This is a genomic window from Indolivaga macrotermitis, assembly GCF_900128985.1.
In the GTDB taxonomy this organism is placed as follows: Bacteria; Bacteroidota; Bacteroidia; order Bacteroidales; family Dysgonomonadaceae; genus Dysgonomonas_A; species Dysgonomonas_A macrotermitis.
Genome location: NZ_FQUC01000002.1, coordinates 43274 through 59125, shown reverse-complemented (window position 1 = coordinate 59125; position 15852 = coordinate 43274). Strand labels below are relative to the sequence as shown.

Sequence of the window (15852 nt, the reverse complement as noted above, 5' to 3'; positions counted from 1 at the left end):
TAAGGCCTCAGACCTTTTTGTCTATTTTATAAGTGAGTCAGCAGTAACCGCTTATGTGGAACCTTAGAGCATTCGTTCAGCTTCCTTTGAATTACAGGGTTACGGCTGTTCACTGCTTACTTTTCCTGAAAAATAATGTAGCGTTTTCGATTGGATATTATTCGGTAAGTATATAAAAAAGCTCAGGCATAAAAGATAAATAGATGTCTTTTATGCCTGAGTTTTCAAATGATCCGTGATTTATTTGTTTTCGGTTTCGTAATCAAACCATTTATAATAAGCTTTAGCTTTGGTCACTTTACCATTTGATGAAGTATATATTCCTATCATAACTCCAGTGAAACCTCCTGCTACTTCGGTACTGAGGTAGCGGGTGTCTAATTTTCCCAATTCTTTGTATTCCTCGTTCTGTGGATCAGCATAGTAAAAGATATATTGAGACGGAGTTCCTTTTATTTTGAGTAATGCTTTGTTATCGGGAATAACTTGTTCTGCTACCACATACCTGAGTGAGCCGGCATTTGCCCGTAACCGAACAATGGTTTGTTTTCCTTCTTTTTTGATGAATAAGTCGTAATGGTGTGTATTATTCTGTATTAAAGTGATTCCCGCTTCTTCATTGTCATTCGACGAATTGAACTCTAAATAAGTTGCAGAGGTGAAATCGTGTTCTGTCTGCCTGCGGCAAATCATGGATACAGATTCTGTCTCATTTAAAGTATAGGGAGATGTACTTATTCTCAGAAATCCTTTTTTCTCGCTTAGAGAATAATTTTCCCGTACAGGGTTTCGTAAATACTGCCATTCGAAACCAAGTTTATCATTATTAAATTCAGTTCGCACGGGAGATTGTTCAAAAGGATGAAGGGGTAGGATAGGGACTTCCATATTCAGAGATACAGTTCCGTTTCCGTTAACCTGAGGCCAACCTCCTTTGGGCCAATCTACCGGAGCGAGAAACGTCTCCCTGCCCAGAACATGATAATATGCCCATTGATGGGTAACTCGAAACGCGAGAAATACCATCCACCACGAACCATCTTTGGCTTGTATAAGGTCGGCATGTCCTACTCCCTGAATTGGATTTGATTGTCCTAAACGGTTGGCATGTGTAAGTATGGGATTAAGCGGGCAAGATTCGTAAGGGCCATATATATTCTTACTTCGCCCGATTGTTGCGCTGTGCATATATTCCGTTCCGCCTTCGCCTAAAAGCAGATAATAGAAACCATCTTTTTTGTAGATATGCGGGGCTTCGGGAAAACGTCCGCCTATACCGCCCCAAACAAGTCTTTCGGGACCTGTTACTTTTCCTGTTTTTATATCAATCTCGGTCACACGGATACCTTCGTCTCCTTGTGTGACAAAGTAAGTTTTACCATCCTCATCCCAGAAAATATCAGGGTCGATGCTTTTTATATCTACCCAGATGGGTTCGCTCCATGGTCCGGCTGGGTCGGTAGCTGTACAGTAAAAGTTACCTCCGGCAGATACATTGGTACAAATAACATAGAATAAGCCATCGTGATAACGTAATGACGGAGCAAACAGTCCTCCCGATGAGGGAACTTTCTGTAACGGGAGTTGCGAATCCCGTGTTAAACAATGACCTATTTGTTTCCAGTTTATAAGGTCCTTACTTGTATAAATTGGAAGTCCGGGAAAATATTCGAAAGAGGATGTGACCAGATAAAAATCATCACCAACCCTGCAAATACTGGGGTCCGGATTAAAACCTCGTAATACAGGGTTCTTGTAGCCATCTTGTGCTTGTACATCGGCATAAAAACAAGAAATTGTTATAAGACAAATGATCGTTGCTAATTTTAATAATTTCATGTATTGAATTTTTAATAATCTATTATATCAGATTTATATATTCCTCTTTGGGAGTATATACCTGCTGAAATATGTAAGAATATAATTAATGATGGTGCTTAGTGCATATAAATGTAAATAAATTTTATTCCAGGTAAGGGCTTTAAAACCATTGTATCCCTATAATGGAAACATTTAATCCCTTTGCTTCACTTTTTTTATCCTTCATAAAAATACATATAGTATGAAGACTCGATATATTTCTCCATAATTTTGTATTGTGCAAATAATTAAATTAGAATAATATATTCAATACCATGAAAAAATATGCCCGATTATTACTTCTGGGATTTTGCTTTATGATAACAAGCCCGGTTTTATCATCCAACCAGACCGAGACTCCAACAACAGTTCCAGACAAAACGGGGATGAGTAGTGATGTAATAACATTGGCTAAAAAAATGGGAATAGGATGGAATCTGGGGAATTCGCTGGAGGCATGTAAGGGGAATATTGCCGGTGAAACTTTATGGAAAAATCCCGTTACAACAAAAGCATTAATCGATAGTGTTAAGGCAGCAGGTTTCAATACAGTTCGAATACCTTGTGCATGGAGCGGATATATTGAAGATGAGCATACTTATGGAATTAAGCCTTCGTGGTTGGCACGCGTAAAAGAAGTGGTAGACTATTGTATCGATAACGATATGTATGTGATAATAAATATCCATTGGGATGGAGGCTGGCTCGAGGAGAATCCTACTTATGATAAACAGGATGCTGTAAATAAGAAGCAAAAAGCGCTTTGGGAGCAGATAGCTATCTATTTTCGCGACTATGACGAACATCTGTTATTTGCCGGAACTAATGAAGTTAGGCTGGGATATGATACTCCTGCCATAGAGAATGTTACAGTACAGATGTCATATAATCAGACTTTCGTTGATGCTGTACGTGCTACCGGAGGAAAAAATACATGGAGAAATCTGCTTGTACAGACATACAATACGAATATTGATCATGGGGTAGATTTTATGAAAATGCCGGTTGATCCGACTCCGGATCGTATGATGGTTGAAGTACACTATTATGATCCTTATGAATTCTGCCTGAATGTGGACAATACTGTTTTTTTGTGGGGTAAAAACTTTACGGGAAAAGGTACTATTCGCAGAGGGCAGGAAGATTTTGTCGATAAACAGTTTGGTCGAATGAAATCTGCCTTTGTCGATAAGGGAATTCCAGTCGTTTTAGGTGAATACGGAGTTATTCTGAGATCATCTTTGAAAAGAAAAGATTATATACGCCATATTGAAGCCCGTAATTATTACTTGAATTATGTAACTAAGGCTGCTATAGCACATGGTATGGTACCGATATATTGGGATAATGGAGGGACAGGTAATAAGGCGTTTGGACTATTCAACAGGGCAACAGGCGAACAGATACACCGGGATGCGATTACTGCAATTATTTCGGCAGGCGAAATAGAGTAGTGGATAAAAGTAAAAAGAGCAACCTTAGGTTACTCTTTTTGCGGAAGCGGGGGATTATGAACCTCTCCTACTAAACATATATTATTCAATACATTATTTGATATGATCGCTTTAGGGTGAACACCTTAGGAGAGCCGGTGTGAATCTTGATGACTCTACTTTGTCTGTTGATGACAAGTGTTATTTTCCTAATAACAAAGATAGGATTTTTATATGAAAAATACATATTTATTTAATAGTAATACATTATTATCTAGACTTATTTTTTCTTCTTTTCTCAAAATAAAGATGATGGTTCTTTATTAAGTCACTAAGATAACTATCTCCTGCTTTGATCAACCTCTCATTCAATACCCTCTTTATTTCTGCAATAGTATAGTAAGTCTTACCTGATATGATAGAATATGAAATAACTCCATTGGTTCTCAAACGCTGCAATGTACGTTCACTTATGCGGAGAAATGTGCATACCTCATAGCTATCTACCCATTCTTCATCAAGGTTAATATTCTCCGTGTTCTGTTTTTCCTTTATATAATCGACAATCATATCCAGTTTTTCTTCTATTTTCTTATATGATTCTGAATCTAATATTATGGCTTCCTTCATTATATTTCTTTCTTAAGTTAATTATATTTTCATCCCTCTTGATTTATTTTGATTACTTATCTCTGAACGGGCAATAATAATTTGATCAGGATTAGCTTCTACAATATCCTTGACAGACATAGCCTGCCCTGAATGGATATTGGAGAATTCTCCTTTGTCTAAGTTGGCTTTCGAAGAGTCTAGTATCTTTGCCTCCAATGATTGGGGGGGTAGCATCTCATTTTCTTTACCCTTATTTTTATTTTCCAATGACAAATTAATCTGCCTACTAAGTGAATCCAACTGTGATTTCAACTCCTTCAACTCCGGCTCTTTCTTAAAAGTAGTTGTCATTACCTCCTTCAAAACAGGTAAATCCTTCTCCAACCGTTGATTCTCCAACCGGTATTTATCTATTAAGTCAGGGATTTTATCCAGTGCTTTGATGAAATTAGAAGCTGCCAGTAATGGGTCAGTAGCAATATGCCCGTTGTTGTAAGAGTATTTTATGTTTCCCTCCCCCTCAATGAAGAAGCGATTATCCTTAAACATCGAGCCTTCTTTCTGGCTTTCTTCCGTCTTTACGGTAATCTTAAAGCCATATAATTCCCCGATTTTAAAGTATTCGCCATTGGTCCTTGCATTATTAGCCAGTTGATTCAATTTATCGCCGATAACCTTCGGATCTGTACTGTCAAGTTTATCCAGTCTTATCGGATTGAGTTTGTTGCCCTCTTTATCCAACTGCAATTTCTCACTGAAAGTATTCAGGTCTTTTGTCATACGGCTAATCATCTCTGTATTACTGTCTACGGTACGGGTAATATCCTCAAACTTGTAAATAGTAGAAGATTTACTTCTATTAAATGCCTGTCGTTCGCTCTCCAAAGAAGCTATCTTCTTTTCCAGCTTGGCTTTCTCCAACAAATCGGTATTACCTGAAAGTACAGCTACATATTCCGAGAAATTCATGCCTGATCCTTCATCCATACTGCCTTCGTCAATAGTACGGGTTCCCATATTGTTTGTCTTTAGCTGGTTGATGAACAACTGTTTGTTTTGAAGCAGATTGAACTTATAACTATCTAATGATTTTTCTACGGCATATATCAGTACATCAATTTTGTTATCGGCATATAACTTGGCGATTTCATTACCCTTGCGTATGGCTCGTCCATCCCGTTGATTCAGGTCTGACGGTCGCCACGGCGTATCCAAATGATGGATACAAACTGCTCTTTTCTGTGCGTTCACGCCTGTTCCCAACATAGAGGTCGAACCGAATAGTACACGGATACGTCCTGCATTCATGGCTTCAATCATAGCCTTTCTTGCGTTATCAGTCTTGGCCTCCTGAATAAAGCGTATCTCATGGGCAGGTATTCTGTGGTCTTCTACCAGCTTCCGCTTTATCTCCGAATAAGGATTCCATTCATTAGGCTTGTATGTTCCCAAATCGGAGAATACAAACTGTGTTCCCTTCTGAAAGTCATACTTATTATAGTATTCGGCTATCTTGGCTGCACAATGCGATGCTTTATTATCCACATGGTCGCCATAGGCTTGATCTATCATTCGCATATCCAGCGACATTTTCCTTGCATAATCAGTTGCTATCAGCATCTTGGCTTTTTCTTCGCTTGGAGATAGTTTTTCCCTGCCCAGAATTGTAGCATCTCCGGTTTCAGCAAAGCGCATCAGTTTCTCTATAAAGATTTGCTGTTGCGGTGTCGGTGGAATATTATAGAGTATCTCATTCTTTTCGGGTCGGTCTATACCGATATCTTTTGCTGTGCGGAAATCTGTTATCTCCGAATAGAAAGATGCCAGCTCCGGTACTTTTATAAAATAGCGGAAACGTTCTTTCTGTACAATCTGATTGGTAACGGAAAACTCATAGTCCGTTGTCTTCTTGGCAAAGACAGCCGCCCATGCGTCAAATGTGTTGATGTTCTGCTTTTCCAGTTCTTTCGGTCGCAGATACTTAAATAACAAGTATAGCTCAGTTAATGAATTTGATATAGTGGTTCCCGATAGGAATGTGGCTCCCAAATCTTTATCCCTTCTCTCCTGTATGGTACGAATGGCAAAGAGCATATTCATGGCCCTCTGGCTTCCTTCGGGATTACCTAAACCTGCTACACGATCGTGACGGGTGGTAAACATCAGGTTTTTGAACTGGTGGCTTTCATCTACAAACAAATGGTCTATGCCCATCATCTTAAAGTCTACTACATCATCGGTACGGTTCTTTATAGTGTCCGCCAGATTATCCAGTTTTACCTCCAAGTTTTGTTTGCGTATTTCCAAGCCACGCAACATCATTTTAGATATTTCCTTACCCTGACTGCGTAAAACTGCCAGATTCTCCTCAACACTATCCAATTCCGACTGAAATATCTGCTGCTGCATTTCGGGAGACTGGGGTATCTTGCCGAACTGGTCGTGAGTCAATATAACAGCATCCCAGCTATTGTTCTTTATATCATTAAATATCTTTACCCGCTTCTGTGGTGTAAAGTCCTCCTTGCCCGGATAAAGTATTTTTGCATTAGGATAAGCTGTTTTAAATGTTGCCGCAATCTCGTGTACATTGGCTTTCAACCCGACAATCATCGGCTTATTGGCTTGTCCGAGCCGTTTCATCTCGTAGGCTGCACAACACATAATAAGCGTTTTACCTGCTCCTACCTCATGGTCGCCAATACCTCCGCCATTTTGTTTCAGCATCCAGACGCAATCTTTCTGTGATTGGTATAAATCGGGAATACCCAGTGCTTTTAAGTCAAGTCCGGGAAATGTCTGGTGTGAACCGTCATACTGCGGACGGACAAAACAGTTAAACTTCCGGTTATAGGAATCAGCCAGCTTGTTCTTAAATTCAGGCGATTGCTGGTCCAACCAGTCAGTAAAGCCGTTGCGGATTTCATCGATTTTTGTATTTGCCATTTGTATGGCTTGTCCATCCGGTACTTTTACATCTTTATCTTCTCCGGTATTAGGGTCAGTAACCCTAATTGTTTTAGTAATATTGGGCGTGGTATTGAGTAAAGCATGTTTTAGCAGATGGATACCAGTATATAACCTATTCTCTCCCTGTACGGCAAACTTTTCATTGATAATCATATTGCTTCTGTCTGCTTTGACTGTAAAGTCATCACGGGAAGCATAATAGGATATATTGACATCCGTTTCAAAGAGTTTACCCATATAGTCTTCATAGGCTCCCATATCAATCCAACGTTCTCCGAAGTTGAAGTCCAGTTCTTCAAAACGTATCGGTTGTGGTATAGATTCCTGTAAGACTTTAAAGGATGTTTGGGAGCGGATATCCTCGGGATGATTTGATATGTAGTGTTCTATGGCTTCTGCTTTCTCAATTACATTGCCTGCTATAAACCTGTCCCTTACTTCATAGTTTTGTACTAAGGGATTAAAATAAATACGGCCATCTAAATCATGGATAAGCTCATTTTTGTCTTTCCCTTCCATCAGGGAGAGCATATAATCCATATTCACTTCCCCGTACTTATTTAATGATGCTATTAAGGCTTCATCGGAAGTATCTGCAACAGTAATTTCATTGGGATTAAAAGCAACAGGCATAGAGAAAATATCGGCTTTTTGGAGGTTGCCGTCTACACTTCGTTCTAAGGAGAGTATTTCCCTGCCTCCAGTATCCATCTTAATGACATCAAGATTCTTCTTATCATTGAGATGCCCGTAGCGGTGTACAAAGGAATCATAGTATAGGTTCAGGTTGCCACGCATGGATGCATGTTCGGTCAGATGCTCGGCTTCATGGTTATAGAGGATATGATAAGTGTCCCGTATCTCTATATAGCGACTGATCTTTGCACGTTGGTCAAAGGATATATCCAATGCCTGAAACTCGGCATCATCCCGATAACGTTCTTTCAGGAAACCGACTTGTCCGTTATCTTCTGCCAGTGAACCTTTTTTATGAAACTCAAAAAGTTCACCGGAATAAGGACGGGGTTCAAAGGAGCGTTTGCGTTCTTCCTGACGTTGTTCTTCACGAAGTCTTTCCTGTTGTTCTTCTATACGGGCATCGGCTATTGGATATACATTGTTACTACTATTCGTATGAGCAGATGAATTAGAAGAAAACATACTTAGCTGTACAGGTTTTCCTTTAGGTACAGATGTTTTCTTTTTGTTCCTGACTGGTTTTACCTGTGTCCGTTCTTCCTGTGTAAAGCCAAATAGGTCATATAAAGAGGTAACCGGGTCGGAGACATCGACTTCTAATGCCTGATAGGTAACTTTCTCCTTCTGACTCCCTCGATCTGACAATTCTTGTTGGACGGGTTCAGGAATATTAATCTGTGATTCTAGCTGTTGATGTGTCTGCTTTTGGATATTACTTATCAAGTGCTGATTATATAAATCCAAATTGAGATTGGATTTTAGGTCATTAGACAGCATCTGTTTCATAGATTCAGCTATACCTTCCGGTCCTCCTTCATGGATAAATACCTGTGCAGGTTTTCCGTATGGATCTGTATCTATAAATGCTTTTGTCTGTACTACCCGGACATGATTATAGAAATAATCGTTATTATAAATACCTGAAATGGGCAAGGGTGAACTCTTTACAAACAAGCCCTCTCCGAAATTAAGGTTCTCCTTTGCCGTATTCTTTTGCAATATAATCAGGTCGCTTCCGACTTCCGTTCCTGCATAGTCGGTAAAAAGGTTATTGGGTAGTCGGATAGCCGATACAAGGTTTGTGTTTTCCATCAGCCATTGACGCACAGGTTCATTATTGGGAGAGTTCATCACTCCCTGAGATGTTATAAAAGCCATAATACCGCCTTCACGAAGAGATTCTACTCCTTTTACAAAGAAATAGTTATGTATAGCTTTAGTAGAATCACGGTGTAAAGCATCCTGTTTCATAAAGGCAGAATCAAAGACGCTCATTTCTCCGAACGGGATATTGGAAGAAACAATATCGAAGTAGTTGTTGTATCTACTTTCGATAGTCTCAAAACCTTCAATCTTTACTTTATCATCAGGTTGCAGATGGGATAACAGCTTTCCTGTCAATATATCTTTTTCAAAAGAGATACGTTCACCATTATCTCCAAAAGCACGGGAGAATTCTCCCATACCAGCGGATGGGTCAAGGAATCGGTTTACTTCTATGCCTGCATCTTTCAGTGTGCCTGTTATTGTTTGTACTACTTCGGGTGGTGTATAGAAAGCAGTCAGTACCGAGTTCTTGATACTGTTGAAATATTGTTTATATTCTTTCTCGGAAGCGGTATTGTCTTTAATAACCCGGTGTAGTTCTGCTACCAACGGAAACAGTTCCAGTTCAGACTTTGCCCAATGGACTGTATCGGTCAGGGAGTTGGCAGGATTGAGAACACATTTGAGTCCTCCGAATCCGGAATAGTCCTGCATAACAGTTCGTTCTTCGTCTGTAGCTGTCCTTTGCTCCCTTTCGAGAGCAAAGACAGTACGGATGGCTTCAATATTAGCCCGCAAATGAACCTTCTTATTATAGCTCATTTTCTTCCAGCCAGATGTCGATGAAACCTGTTAACTCTGTATAGAGCTTGTCATATTCGCAGGAATAGGCAAACTCATCGGATAGAGGGTATTGCAGAAACAGGAATTCGCATTGAGATAGGACGCGGACGGCATAGCCTTTTGCTTCACTTTGAGGAACAATATCAGAGAATTCATTCCAAAGAACATTGATAATAGTATCATGTCTGGAAAAAAGAAGTCCTCTGAAGAGAGTGAGGTTCGCCTGTTCTTCGGCTTCAGTTTGTGGCAGCCCTTCCTTTATTGCATTGGAATGGGCTTCGGCTGCTTCGTCGGCTCTGTTTTTAATGAAGTTGTTATCTGATGCCAGGTGCGGATGGCTTTCTTTGAGAAAGGAAAGCAGGGTTAGTCTGTAATAGGATAGTTCCATTGGATTGTTATTCTGTTTCATAATGTTTTTGATTTGTGGATAAATACTTTCCCAGAAAAGCCTACCTTTGTCTTACTTCAAATTATTCATAGGTGTTTTCTGATAATATGTCGAGAGACAGGTCGGGTTAGACCGGATAATTTGGATAATTAGTGAGGCACTTGGGAGGGATACCCAAGTGCCGTTTGCGTTGGGTCGCAGTCACTTTTACTACTGCTTTTTCTTAGATCTATTCCCTTTGTTTGAATTGTTATCAAAAATGAATTTGATCTTATATTCTTCGTCCAGGGTCAGAGCTGCATCGAAGAATTTTCCTGCCTTACTTTTAAAGCCTTTTACTAATGGAGTTTGCTTGCCTAACAAAAGCACACGAATAATATCTTCCGGCAATGTCTTTCCCGCAAGTGATGTAAAGAGCATTAACCCGCAGCCTGCATCAGAGCATTTGACGACTTTAGGATAGAAGATGGCTTCCTTGTTGCATTTAGGGCAAAAAGCCACTTCTTTTTGAGGAAGAGCCAACTCTGTATTCAATAGTTCATCGGTGATTTGTCCGGCATAAACTTCAATACCTTTTTTGAAGTTCTCTGCTTCAGCATCACCCCTTTCTATCTTGGCAAATGTCTGCTCCCACATACCTGTCATCTCGACATCAGCAATTCGTTTATCTTTAACTGCATTATATACTGCCAGTCCCTTTTCAGTCGGGATAAGGGATTTCTTCTCCCTGAACATATAATCCCGGGAGAACAGCGTTTCGATAATAGAAGCACGGGTAGCAGGCGTACCAATTCCGCAGTCTTTCAATGCCGAGCGTTGTTCTTCATCAGATAGTTCCTTGCCTGCTGTTTCCATTGCGGCCAAAAGAGATGCTTCAGTATGGAGCGGTTTAGCTTTCGTTAGTTTTTCCAATAATTGCACCCTGCTTACAGATAACTCCCCACCTTCTGTCAGGATAGGTAAGTTTTTATTGTTTTCTTTGCCTTCTTCCTTTTCATTAAAAACTTCCCGCCATCCGGCAACTTTCATTACAGAGCCTTTAGCCTCATAAAGGACATCCGCACAATTCAGCAAAACGGTAGTCTGGTCTTTGATACATTTGTCAGAGAAAGCTTCGAGCATCCGTCCGGCTATCATATCATAGAGTTTGCGTTCATCGTATCCTATCTTTTCAGGAATATTTCCGGTAATCAGTAAGGCATGGTGGTCTGTAACCTTCTTATTGTCTACCGGACGGATATTCAGGTTTATGTCCGCCATCTTTCCAGTATAAGAAGCGAATATGTTGTATTTGGACAATTTGGCTATTAACTCCGGTATTTCATTGAATATATCATCGGAAATATAGCGGCTTCCTGTACGGGGATAAGTAATAAATTTTGATTCGTACAGCTTTTGAGCGATGGATAATGTTTTCTCGGCAGAGAAACTATATTTACTATTGGCTTCTTTTTGCAAGGTGGTCAGGTCATACAGCAAAGGTGGCTCCTGGGATACTTCCTTTTTTTCTACACTTTGTACAATGACAGTCCTCTGTTGCCTCTGCTTTTCAAACAGTTCTTTGGCAATACTGCGGGAAGGAATACGCTCTTTGGTTGTAGCTGAAAATTCCTGTGGGCCGGACGATGTATCCAATAGAAGTTCCCAATATGGGGTCGGAACAAAGTTTATATGTTCCAGATAACGGAAGCACACCATTGATAAAGTGGGAGTTTGTACCCGTCCTAATGAGAATATTCCACGTCCGGCTGCTATACTTAACGCCTGAGTGGCATTGATACCCACAAGCCAGTCGGCTTCACTGCGTGCCTGTGCTGCATAATACAACCTGTCGTATTCCGATCCGTCTTTCAGATTCTCCAATCCCTCTTTGATTGCCTTATCCGTCAGGCTACTTATCCATAAGCGGTCGAAAGGTTTGGTACAACCGATATAATTATAAATATAGCGGAATATAAGTTCTCCTTCACGTCCGGCATCGGTAGCAACAATAATCCTGTCACATTTGTTAAATACCGATTCAATCACTTTCAATTGCTTCAAGGCTCCGGTGTCGGCTTTATAACCTTTGCCTGTTTTTATCTGGCGGGGAATCAGCTTGAATGATTGGGGAGTAATAGGCAGATGTTCTTTGGAGAAGCCGCTTATACCGTATTCTTCCGGCATAGCGAGTCCGACCAGATGACCTAATGCCCATGTTACATAATAGTTGTTACCGCTCAGGTATCCGTCTTTTTTATCTGTGGCTCCGACAATAGCGGCTATTTCTCTCGCGACCGAAGGTTTTTCTGCTATAATGGCAATTTTCATATTTGTTGGTTATTTAATGTTGGATAAATGGATAATTAGTGATGAATAAGGAATTACATCTTTATTCCTTTAGGTTTGGTTAGTTCTTTCTTCGCTTGTTGTTCCTGTTGCTTCTCTGTGGGCTGTGTCTGTCCCTGTTTGAGCGGCTCTTCATTCTTTTTGGTAGCTTCATTGGTCTTACCTTCTGAATTGACGGCAACCTGTGTTTTACTGTTATTGTCGGGAGTAGCCTTTTGAGCTTTATCGGGATTCCATTTGAAGAAGTCGAGTTTTTCTTTTTCCGTATTGACTTTGATATAGGCATTGAATGGCTCTCCTTTTTTGTCAATCATGCCCGATACATAGATTGTCTTTCCGTCTTTGAGGTCGCCTTGCTGTTTTTCGGATAGTTCTGCACCTAAAAGCTTTGACGGAATGCGAAACTGTTGGGCTTGCCGGGTTTCCAGTGGAGCTTGTTTTGCTGTCTGTTGCTGTGTCTGTGACAACTTATTGGCATTGTCGAATTTGAATTCCAACCCTCTTCGGTCTGCATTGATTTGAACTGTGGCATTGAATTCTTTTCCGTTTTTGGAGGTCATACCTTCGAGATAGATGGCTTTTCCCTCTGCCAAATCTTTCTTCTGTGTATCATCCAATTTGATACCTTTTACTTCGTTGGGTATCCTTATCTTATCAGCCCGGACAGCAACCAGTTCATTGGTTAGTTTGTCAATGGAGACAAAAGCGTTCATCTTTTCTCCTTTTACAGGTTCTATTTCAACTAATCGTCCTGCATGACCTGTCTGACGAAGATTTTGCTTATCATCCTCATTTAACCGTGTACCATAAAATAGGCGGTCTAATTCAGGTTCTTTGCGTAGTGCATGGATAGCTAATGTAAGGTTTCCTTCGGGTGTTTCTCTAAGTGAAAGGCGGGCATCGGTGCGGATAGTCATACCATCAATTTCAACTTTTATAGGTATTAAGCCGGGAGATTTTTGCCAGTTGAGCATTTTGTCAAGACTCTTTGTTTGTTCAAGTATTTCTTTAGTAACTCCCAGCTTTTCAAATTGCGCCCAGTCGATACGGGATTCGTCAATGGCCTGATACTGTTTCTTGGAGAATTCTTCGGGTAATACACGATGCATATCCAACATTTCTTTATTGGATGGGTTCTCCGGGTTTTTGAGCATTTCCTGTAATACTGGAGTAATATTCTCCACTTGGTCAGCAGGCACTTTAAAGAAATTAAAGTGTGTCGGGTCTTTACATTGGCGCAGGAAGTTGGACATGAAGTTTTCCAAAGCATCGCTATTCTTATCGATCTTTAGAAAATCGGGTTCGTTTTTCTGTTCGGGTTTAACGGTTTTGGGTGTGCCGTCTTCGTTGATACCTGTAACGGCACTTAGTTTATTGCCGTCCTTTTCTGTGACCAGCAGAACATCTTGGTCTTTCAATGTTTCATTCATAATTTTTAATTAAATAAGATGTTTCTCACGACTCGGCATAGTTCAAACAGAGTTTGACTCTGCTCTCGCTGTTCAAAACATTGGATAATTAGCGGTCGCAGACCGTTTTGTTAATACAAAGGCTACGAATAGGCGGCCTCTCTAGCTTATTGAAATAAATCCTGAAAAATTTCAGGCGGGATAATTATTTCGGTGACGAATATATTATTAAATAATGGGCTGATAATCAATAAATATATCAGAGGAAGTCTTTGTCCGACCATGTCGCATTTTTATAAAAGGAGGATAAAAAAACACCTTGCTATCACAGCAAAGTGTCTTCAAAATCAAGTTGGCTTTAATCTAAAAAGTATTTGTATATGTATAAGAAAATTACACGTCAACGGTATTTTCTTCACCGGGTAACGGATTTTGTTTTCTTGCTTTGAGAAATTTAAATACATCGGATTCATAATAGAATGGTTTTCCTCCAACACGGATAAATGGCAACTCTCCGTCGGAACGGTAACGTTGCAGGCTCCGGGGAGTAAGGTTCAGCATTATACATAAATCCTGATTATCTAAGATGGTTTCACCGTTGAGTCTGTTCTTTGCTTTGAGAAGCTTTAGTATTTCTTCGAAACGTTTATGGAGATGCTCCATGTTTTTATCGAATTTGCTATCGTTTATTTCCATATGGATACTTCTTTGTTTAAGACAGGGCAAAGTTCCATAATTAGATAAAGGCGTATTCACAAGTTGGGGTAACTATTTTTTTAAATAATTTGCAATATTCTTAATATTAGGATATTATAAAGTGTGTTTTATGGAAAAAAACTGTTTTTGGAAAGAACTGCTTGGGTTGTTATAAGTGTGCTTGTGAGTTTGAGTTATAGGTTATATTATGAATAGCGTGGATATCTCATATTTTCCAAACAAAGGTACTGGTATACCTACAAACGGAAAAACGATTATCCACGCTACATAAAAGCAGTAGACTTTCGTTTATCTCTCTGTTTGTTATCGAAAAAATTACCAGTTTTTTGTTTATAAGAGATGAAGCGAAAACTTAAATTCTGATTATAATATTATTGTTTTATTATATAATCACTTTTTCATTCTTATTTTTCTTTAATCTATTTTCTTTTTCCATCTTATTGAGTAATAGAGTTTGTAGTTTATTAATAAAAGCTGTTTGTATCTTTCTGATGTAAAGTTCGATAAAAGTTCGTGAGGGGTTTGCTCCCAGTTCGATATTGAAAATATTTTCAAAGTAGCAAACAACTTCTTTTAGTGAAGCTCTACCATGATTGAAAACTTTTACTTCAATTAATGCATAAATCAATTCAATTAGTTCAGCTTTGGTTCCGGTCCATGTTATTTTTGTTTTTGGTTGAAAATAATTTTTCAATTCATAATCTTTGTTTTCAAGTTTTTCAATCTCATCCCTTATGTAAGATTCTAACATATTGTTCGCTAATATTTTGGCTATCTTAAAATCACAGTTGGTTGAGAACAATGGATCTCTTTCAAAATAAAATGTCTCCAAGTGTAATAGAATCTCAGTGTTTTGCCCTCTTAAAAAGAATATTTCATCCATAAAGGTATTGTCTGAACGGTAATAATGATAAAAATCCAAGTTCTTATGGAAATAATCATTAATATGATCTAGTTCTTTCCTGAAATAGTCTTGTTGAATTATGCCTCCTCCTGTTGGACGATGCATCTCAAGGTTATAAATCTTCCGATAAAAAATGAGGTTACAAAATAGTTTTGGTTTATGTTCTTTAAAAAACTTTATTTCCTCTTCCTTACTCTTAAATTCATAACCTTCAACAATAAATGATTTCAGCCTATGGAATACATCTTCCAAAATAAGGATTCCCTTTTTTGCTTTTGCCAGATTGTCTTCTGCCTGATTGTCGATTCCCTGTAGATAAGACACTACTTCTTCGTGTAATTTTTTTACAAATTGTTCCATAAATACACATTTTTAGATAAACAATAAAATTATTAAACTAGATAAAGCTCTTCTGCGAACTCTTTTAATAGATTCTGTTTAAGTAAAGTCAATGTGTTTTTATTAGTTATAATTTCATTAATATATTCATTGGAACTATCTCACTATTATTACATATGAATGTATGTAATAATAGTGAGAATAAAATTTAGATATTGAAAAGTATACAGCAATAAATTTTTAATACAATGAATATTCATGCTAGAGATTAATGTCTGTTGCGAATATTCATTTCATTACTAT

Annotated in this window: 9 protein-coding genes; 1 reads left to right on the top strand and 8 read right to left on the bottom strand. The window is 38.9% G+C overall.

What is annotated here, in order from left to right; all coding sequences use genetic code 11:
* Positions 1 to 240 precede the first annotated feature (240 nt).
* Positions 241 to 1839 (bottom strand): glycoside hydrolase family 43 protein, encoded by a 1599-nt coding sequence (locus BUC12_RS03475; RefSeq protein ID WP_062176888.1) that lies wholly within the window; start codon positions 1837 to 1839, stop codon positions 241 to 243.
* Positions 1840 to 2135: 296 nt separating this feature from the next.
* On the opposite strand from BUC12_RS03475, the gene BUC12_RS03470 reads away from it, so the two are divergent.
* A complete protein-coding gene (locus tag BUC12_RS03470) occupies positions 2136 to 3314 on the top strand; it encodes a glycoside hydrolase family 5 protein (RefSeq protein WP_082141871.1) in 1179 nt (392 codons plus the stop codon).
* A gap of 249 nt (positions 3315 to 3563) precedes the next feature.
* Here BUC12_RS03470 and BUC12_RS03465 read toward each other — a convergent pair whose 3' ends face one another.
* The 7 genes from BUC12_RS03465 to BUC12_RS03435 all read right to left on the bottom strand — a co-directional run bounded on the left by BUC12_RS03465 (position 3564) and on the right by BUC12_RS03435 (position 15570).
* Positions 3564 to 3923, bottom strand: coding sequence for a helix-turn-helix domain-containing protein (locus tag BUC12_RS03465; RefSeq protein ID WP_062176892.1), 360 nt, complete (start codon positions 3921 to 3923; stop codon positions 3564 to 3566).
* A 21-nt stretch (positions 3924 to 3944) separates the two neighbouring features.
* Positions 3945 to 9443 carry a helicase-related protein gene (locus BUC12_RS03460; RefSeq protein WP_062176895.1) on the bottom strand — a complete coding sequence of 1833 codons (5499 nt, stop codon included), beginning with the start codon at positions 9441 to 9443 and terminating at the stop codon, positions 3945 to 3947.
* Positions 9433 to 9873: a DUF1896 family protein gene (locus BUC12_RS03455; RefSeq protein WP_062176898.1), complete on the bottom strand. Its 441-nt coding sequence runs from the start codon at positions 9871 to 9873 to the stop codon at positions 9433 to 9435. Before BUC12_RS03455 ends, BUC12_RS03460 begins: the two co-directional genes overlap by 11 nt.
* A 189-nt stretch (positions 9874 to 10062) precedes the next feature.
* On the bottom strand, positions 10063 to 12162 hold the full coding sequence (locus BUC12_RS03450; protein ID WP_062176901.1) for a type IA DNA topoisomerase: 2100 nt from the start codon (positions 12160 to 12162) through the stop codon (positions 10063 to 10065).
* A 53-nt stretch (positions 12163 to 12215) separates the two neighbouring features.
* The gene (locus BUC12_RS03445; RefSeq protein ID WP_062176905.1) at positions 12216 to 13610 is read right to left on the bottom strand and encodes a DUF3945 domain-containing protein; all 1395 of its coding nucleotides are present in this window, start codon (positions 13608 to 13610) and stop codon (positions 12216 to 12218) included.
* 372 nt (positions 13611 to 13982) lie between these two features.
* Positions 13983 to 14285: a helix-turn-helix domain-containing protein gene (locus BUC12_RS03440; protein WP_062176909.1), complete on the bottom strand. Its 303-nt coding sequence runs from the start codon at positions 14283 to 14285 to the stop codon at positions 13983 to 13985.
* A 403-nt stretch (positions 14286 to 14688) separates the two neighbouring features.
* Positions 14689 to 15570 (bottom strand): RteC domain-containing protein, encoded by an 882-nt coding sequence (locus tag BUC12_RS03435; protein WP_062176913.1) that lies wholly within the window; start codon positions 15568 to 15570, stop codon positions 14689 to 14691.
* Positions 15571 to 15852 lie beyond the last annotated feature (282 nt).

Coding starts and splice junctions, on each gene's coding strand:
- BUC12_RS03465 (WP_062176892.1), bottom strand. CDS start 3,923: ATGAAGGAAGCCATAATATTAGATTCAGAATCATATAAGAAAATAGAA.
- BUC12_RS03460 (WP_062176895.1), bottom strand. CDS start 9,443: ATGAGCTATAATAAGAAGGTTCATTTGCGGGCTAATATTGAAGCCATC.
- BUC12_RS03450 (WP_062176901.1), bottom strand. CDS start 12,162: ATGAAAATTGCCATTATAGCAGAAAAACCTTCGGTCGCGAGAGAAATA.
- BUC12_RS03440 (WP_062176909.1), bottom strand. CDS start 14,285: ATGGAAATAAACGATAGCAAATTCGATAAAAACATGGAGCATCTCCAT.
- BUC12_RS03475 (WP_062176888.1), bottom strand. CDS start 1,839: ATGAAATTATTAAAATTAGCAACGATCATTTGTCTTATAACAATTTCT.
- BUC12_RS03435 (WP_062176913.1), bottom strand. CDS start 15,570: ATGGAACAATTTGTAAAAAAATTACACGAAGAAGTAGTGTCTTATCTA.
- BUC12_RS03470 (WP_082141871.1), top strand. CDS start 2,136: ATGAAAAAATATGCCCGATTATTACTTCTGGGATTTTGCTTTATGATA.
- BUC12_RS03455 (WP_062176898.1), bottom strand. CDS start 9,873: ATGAAACAGAATAACAATCCAATGGAACTATCCTATTACAGACTAACC.
- BUC12_RS03445 (WP_062176905.1), bottom strand. CDS start 13,610: ATGAATGAAACATTGAAAGACCAAGATGTTCTGCTGGTCACAGAAAAG.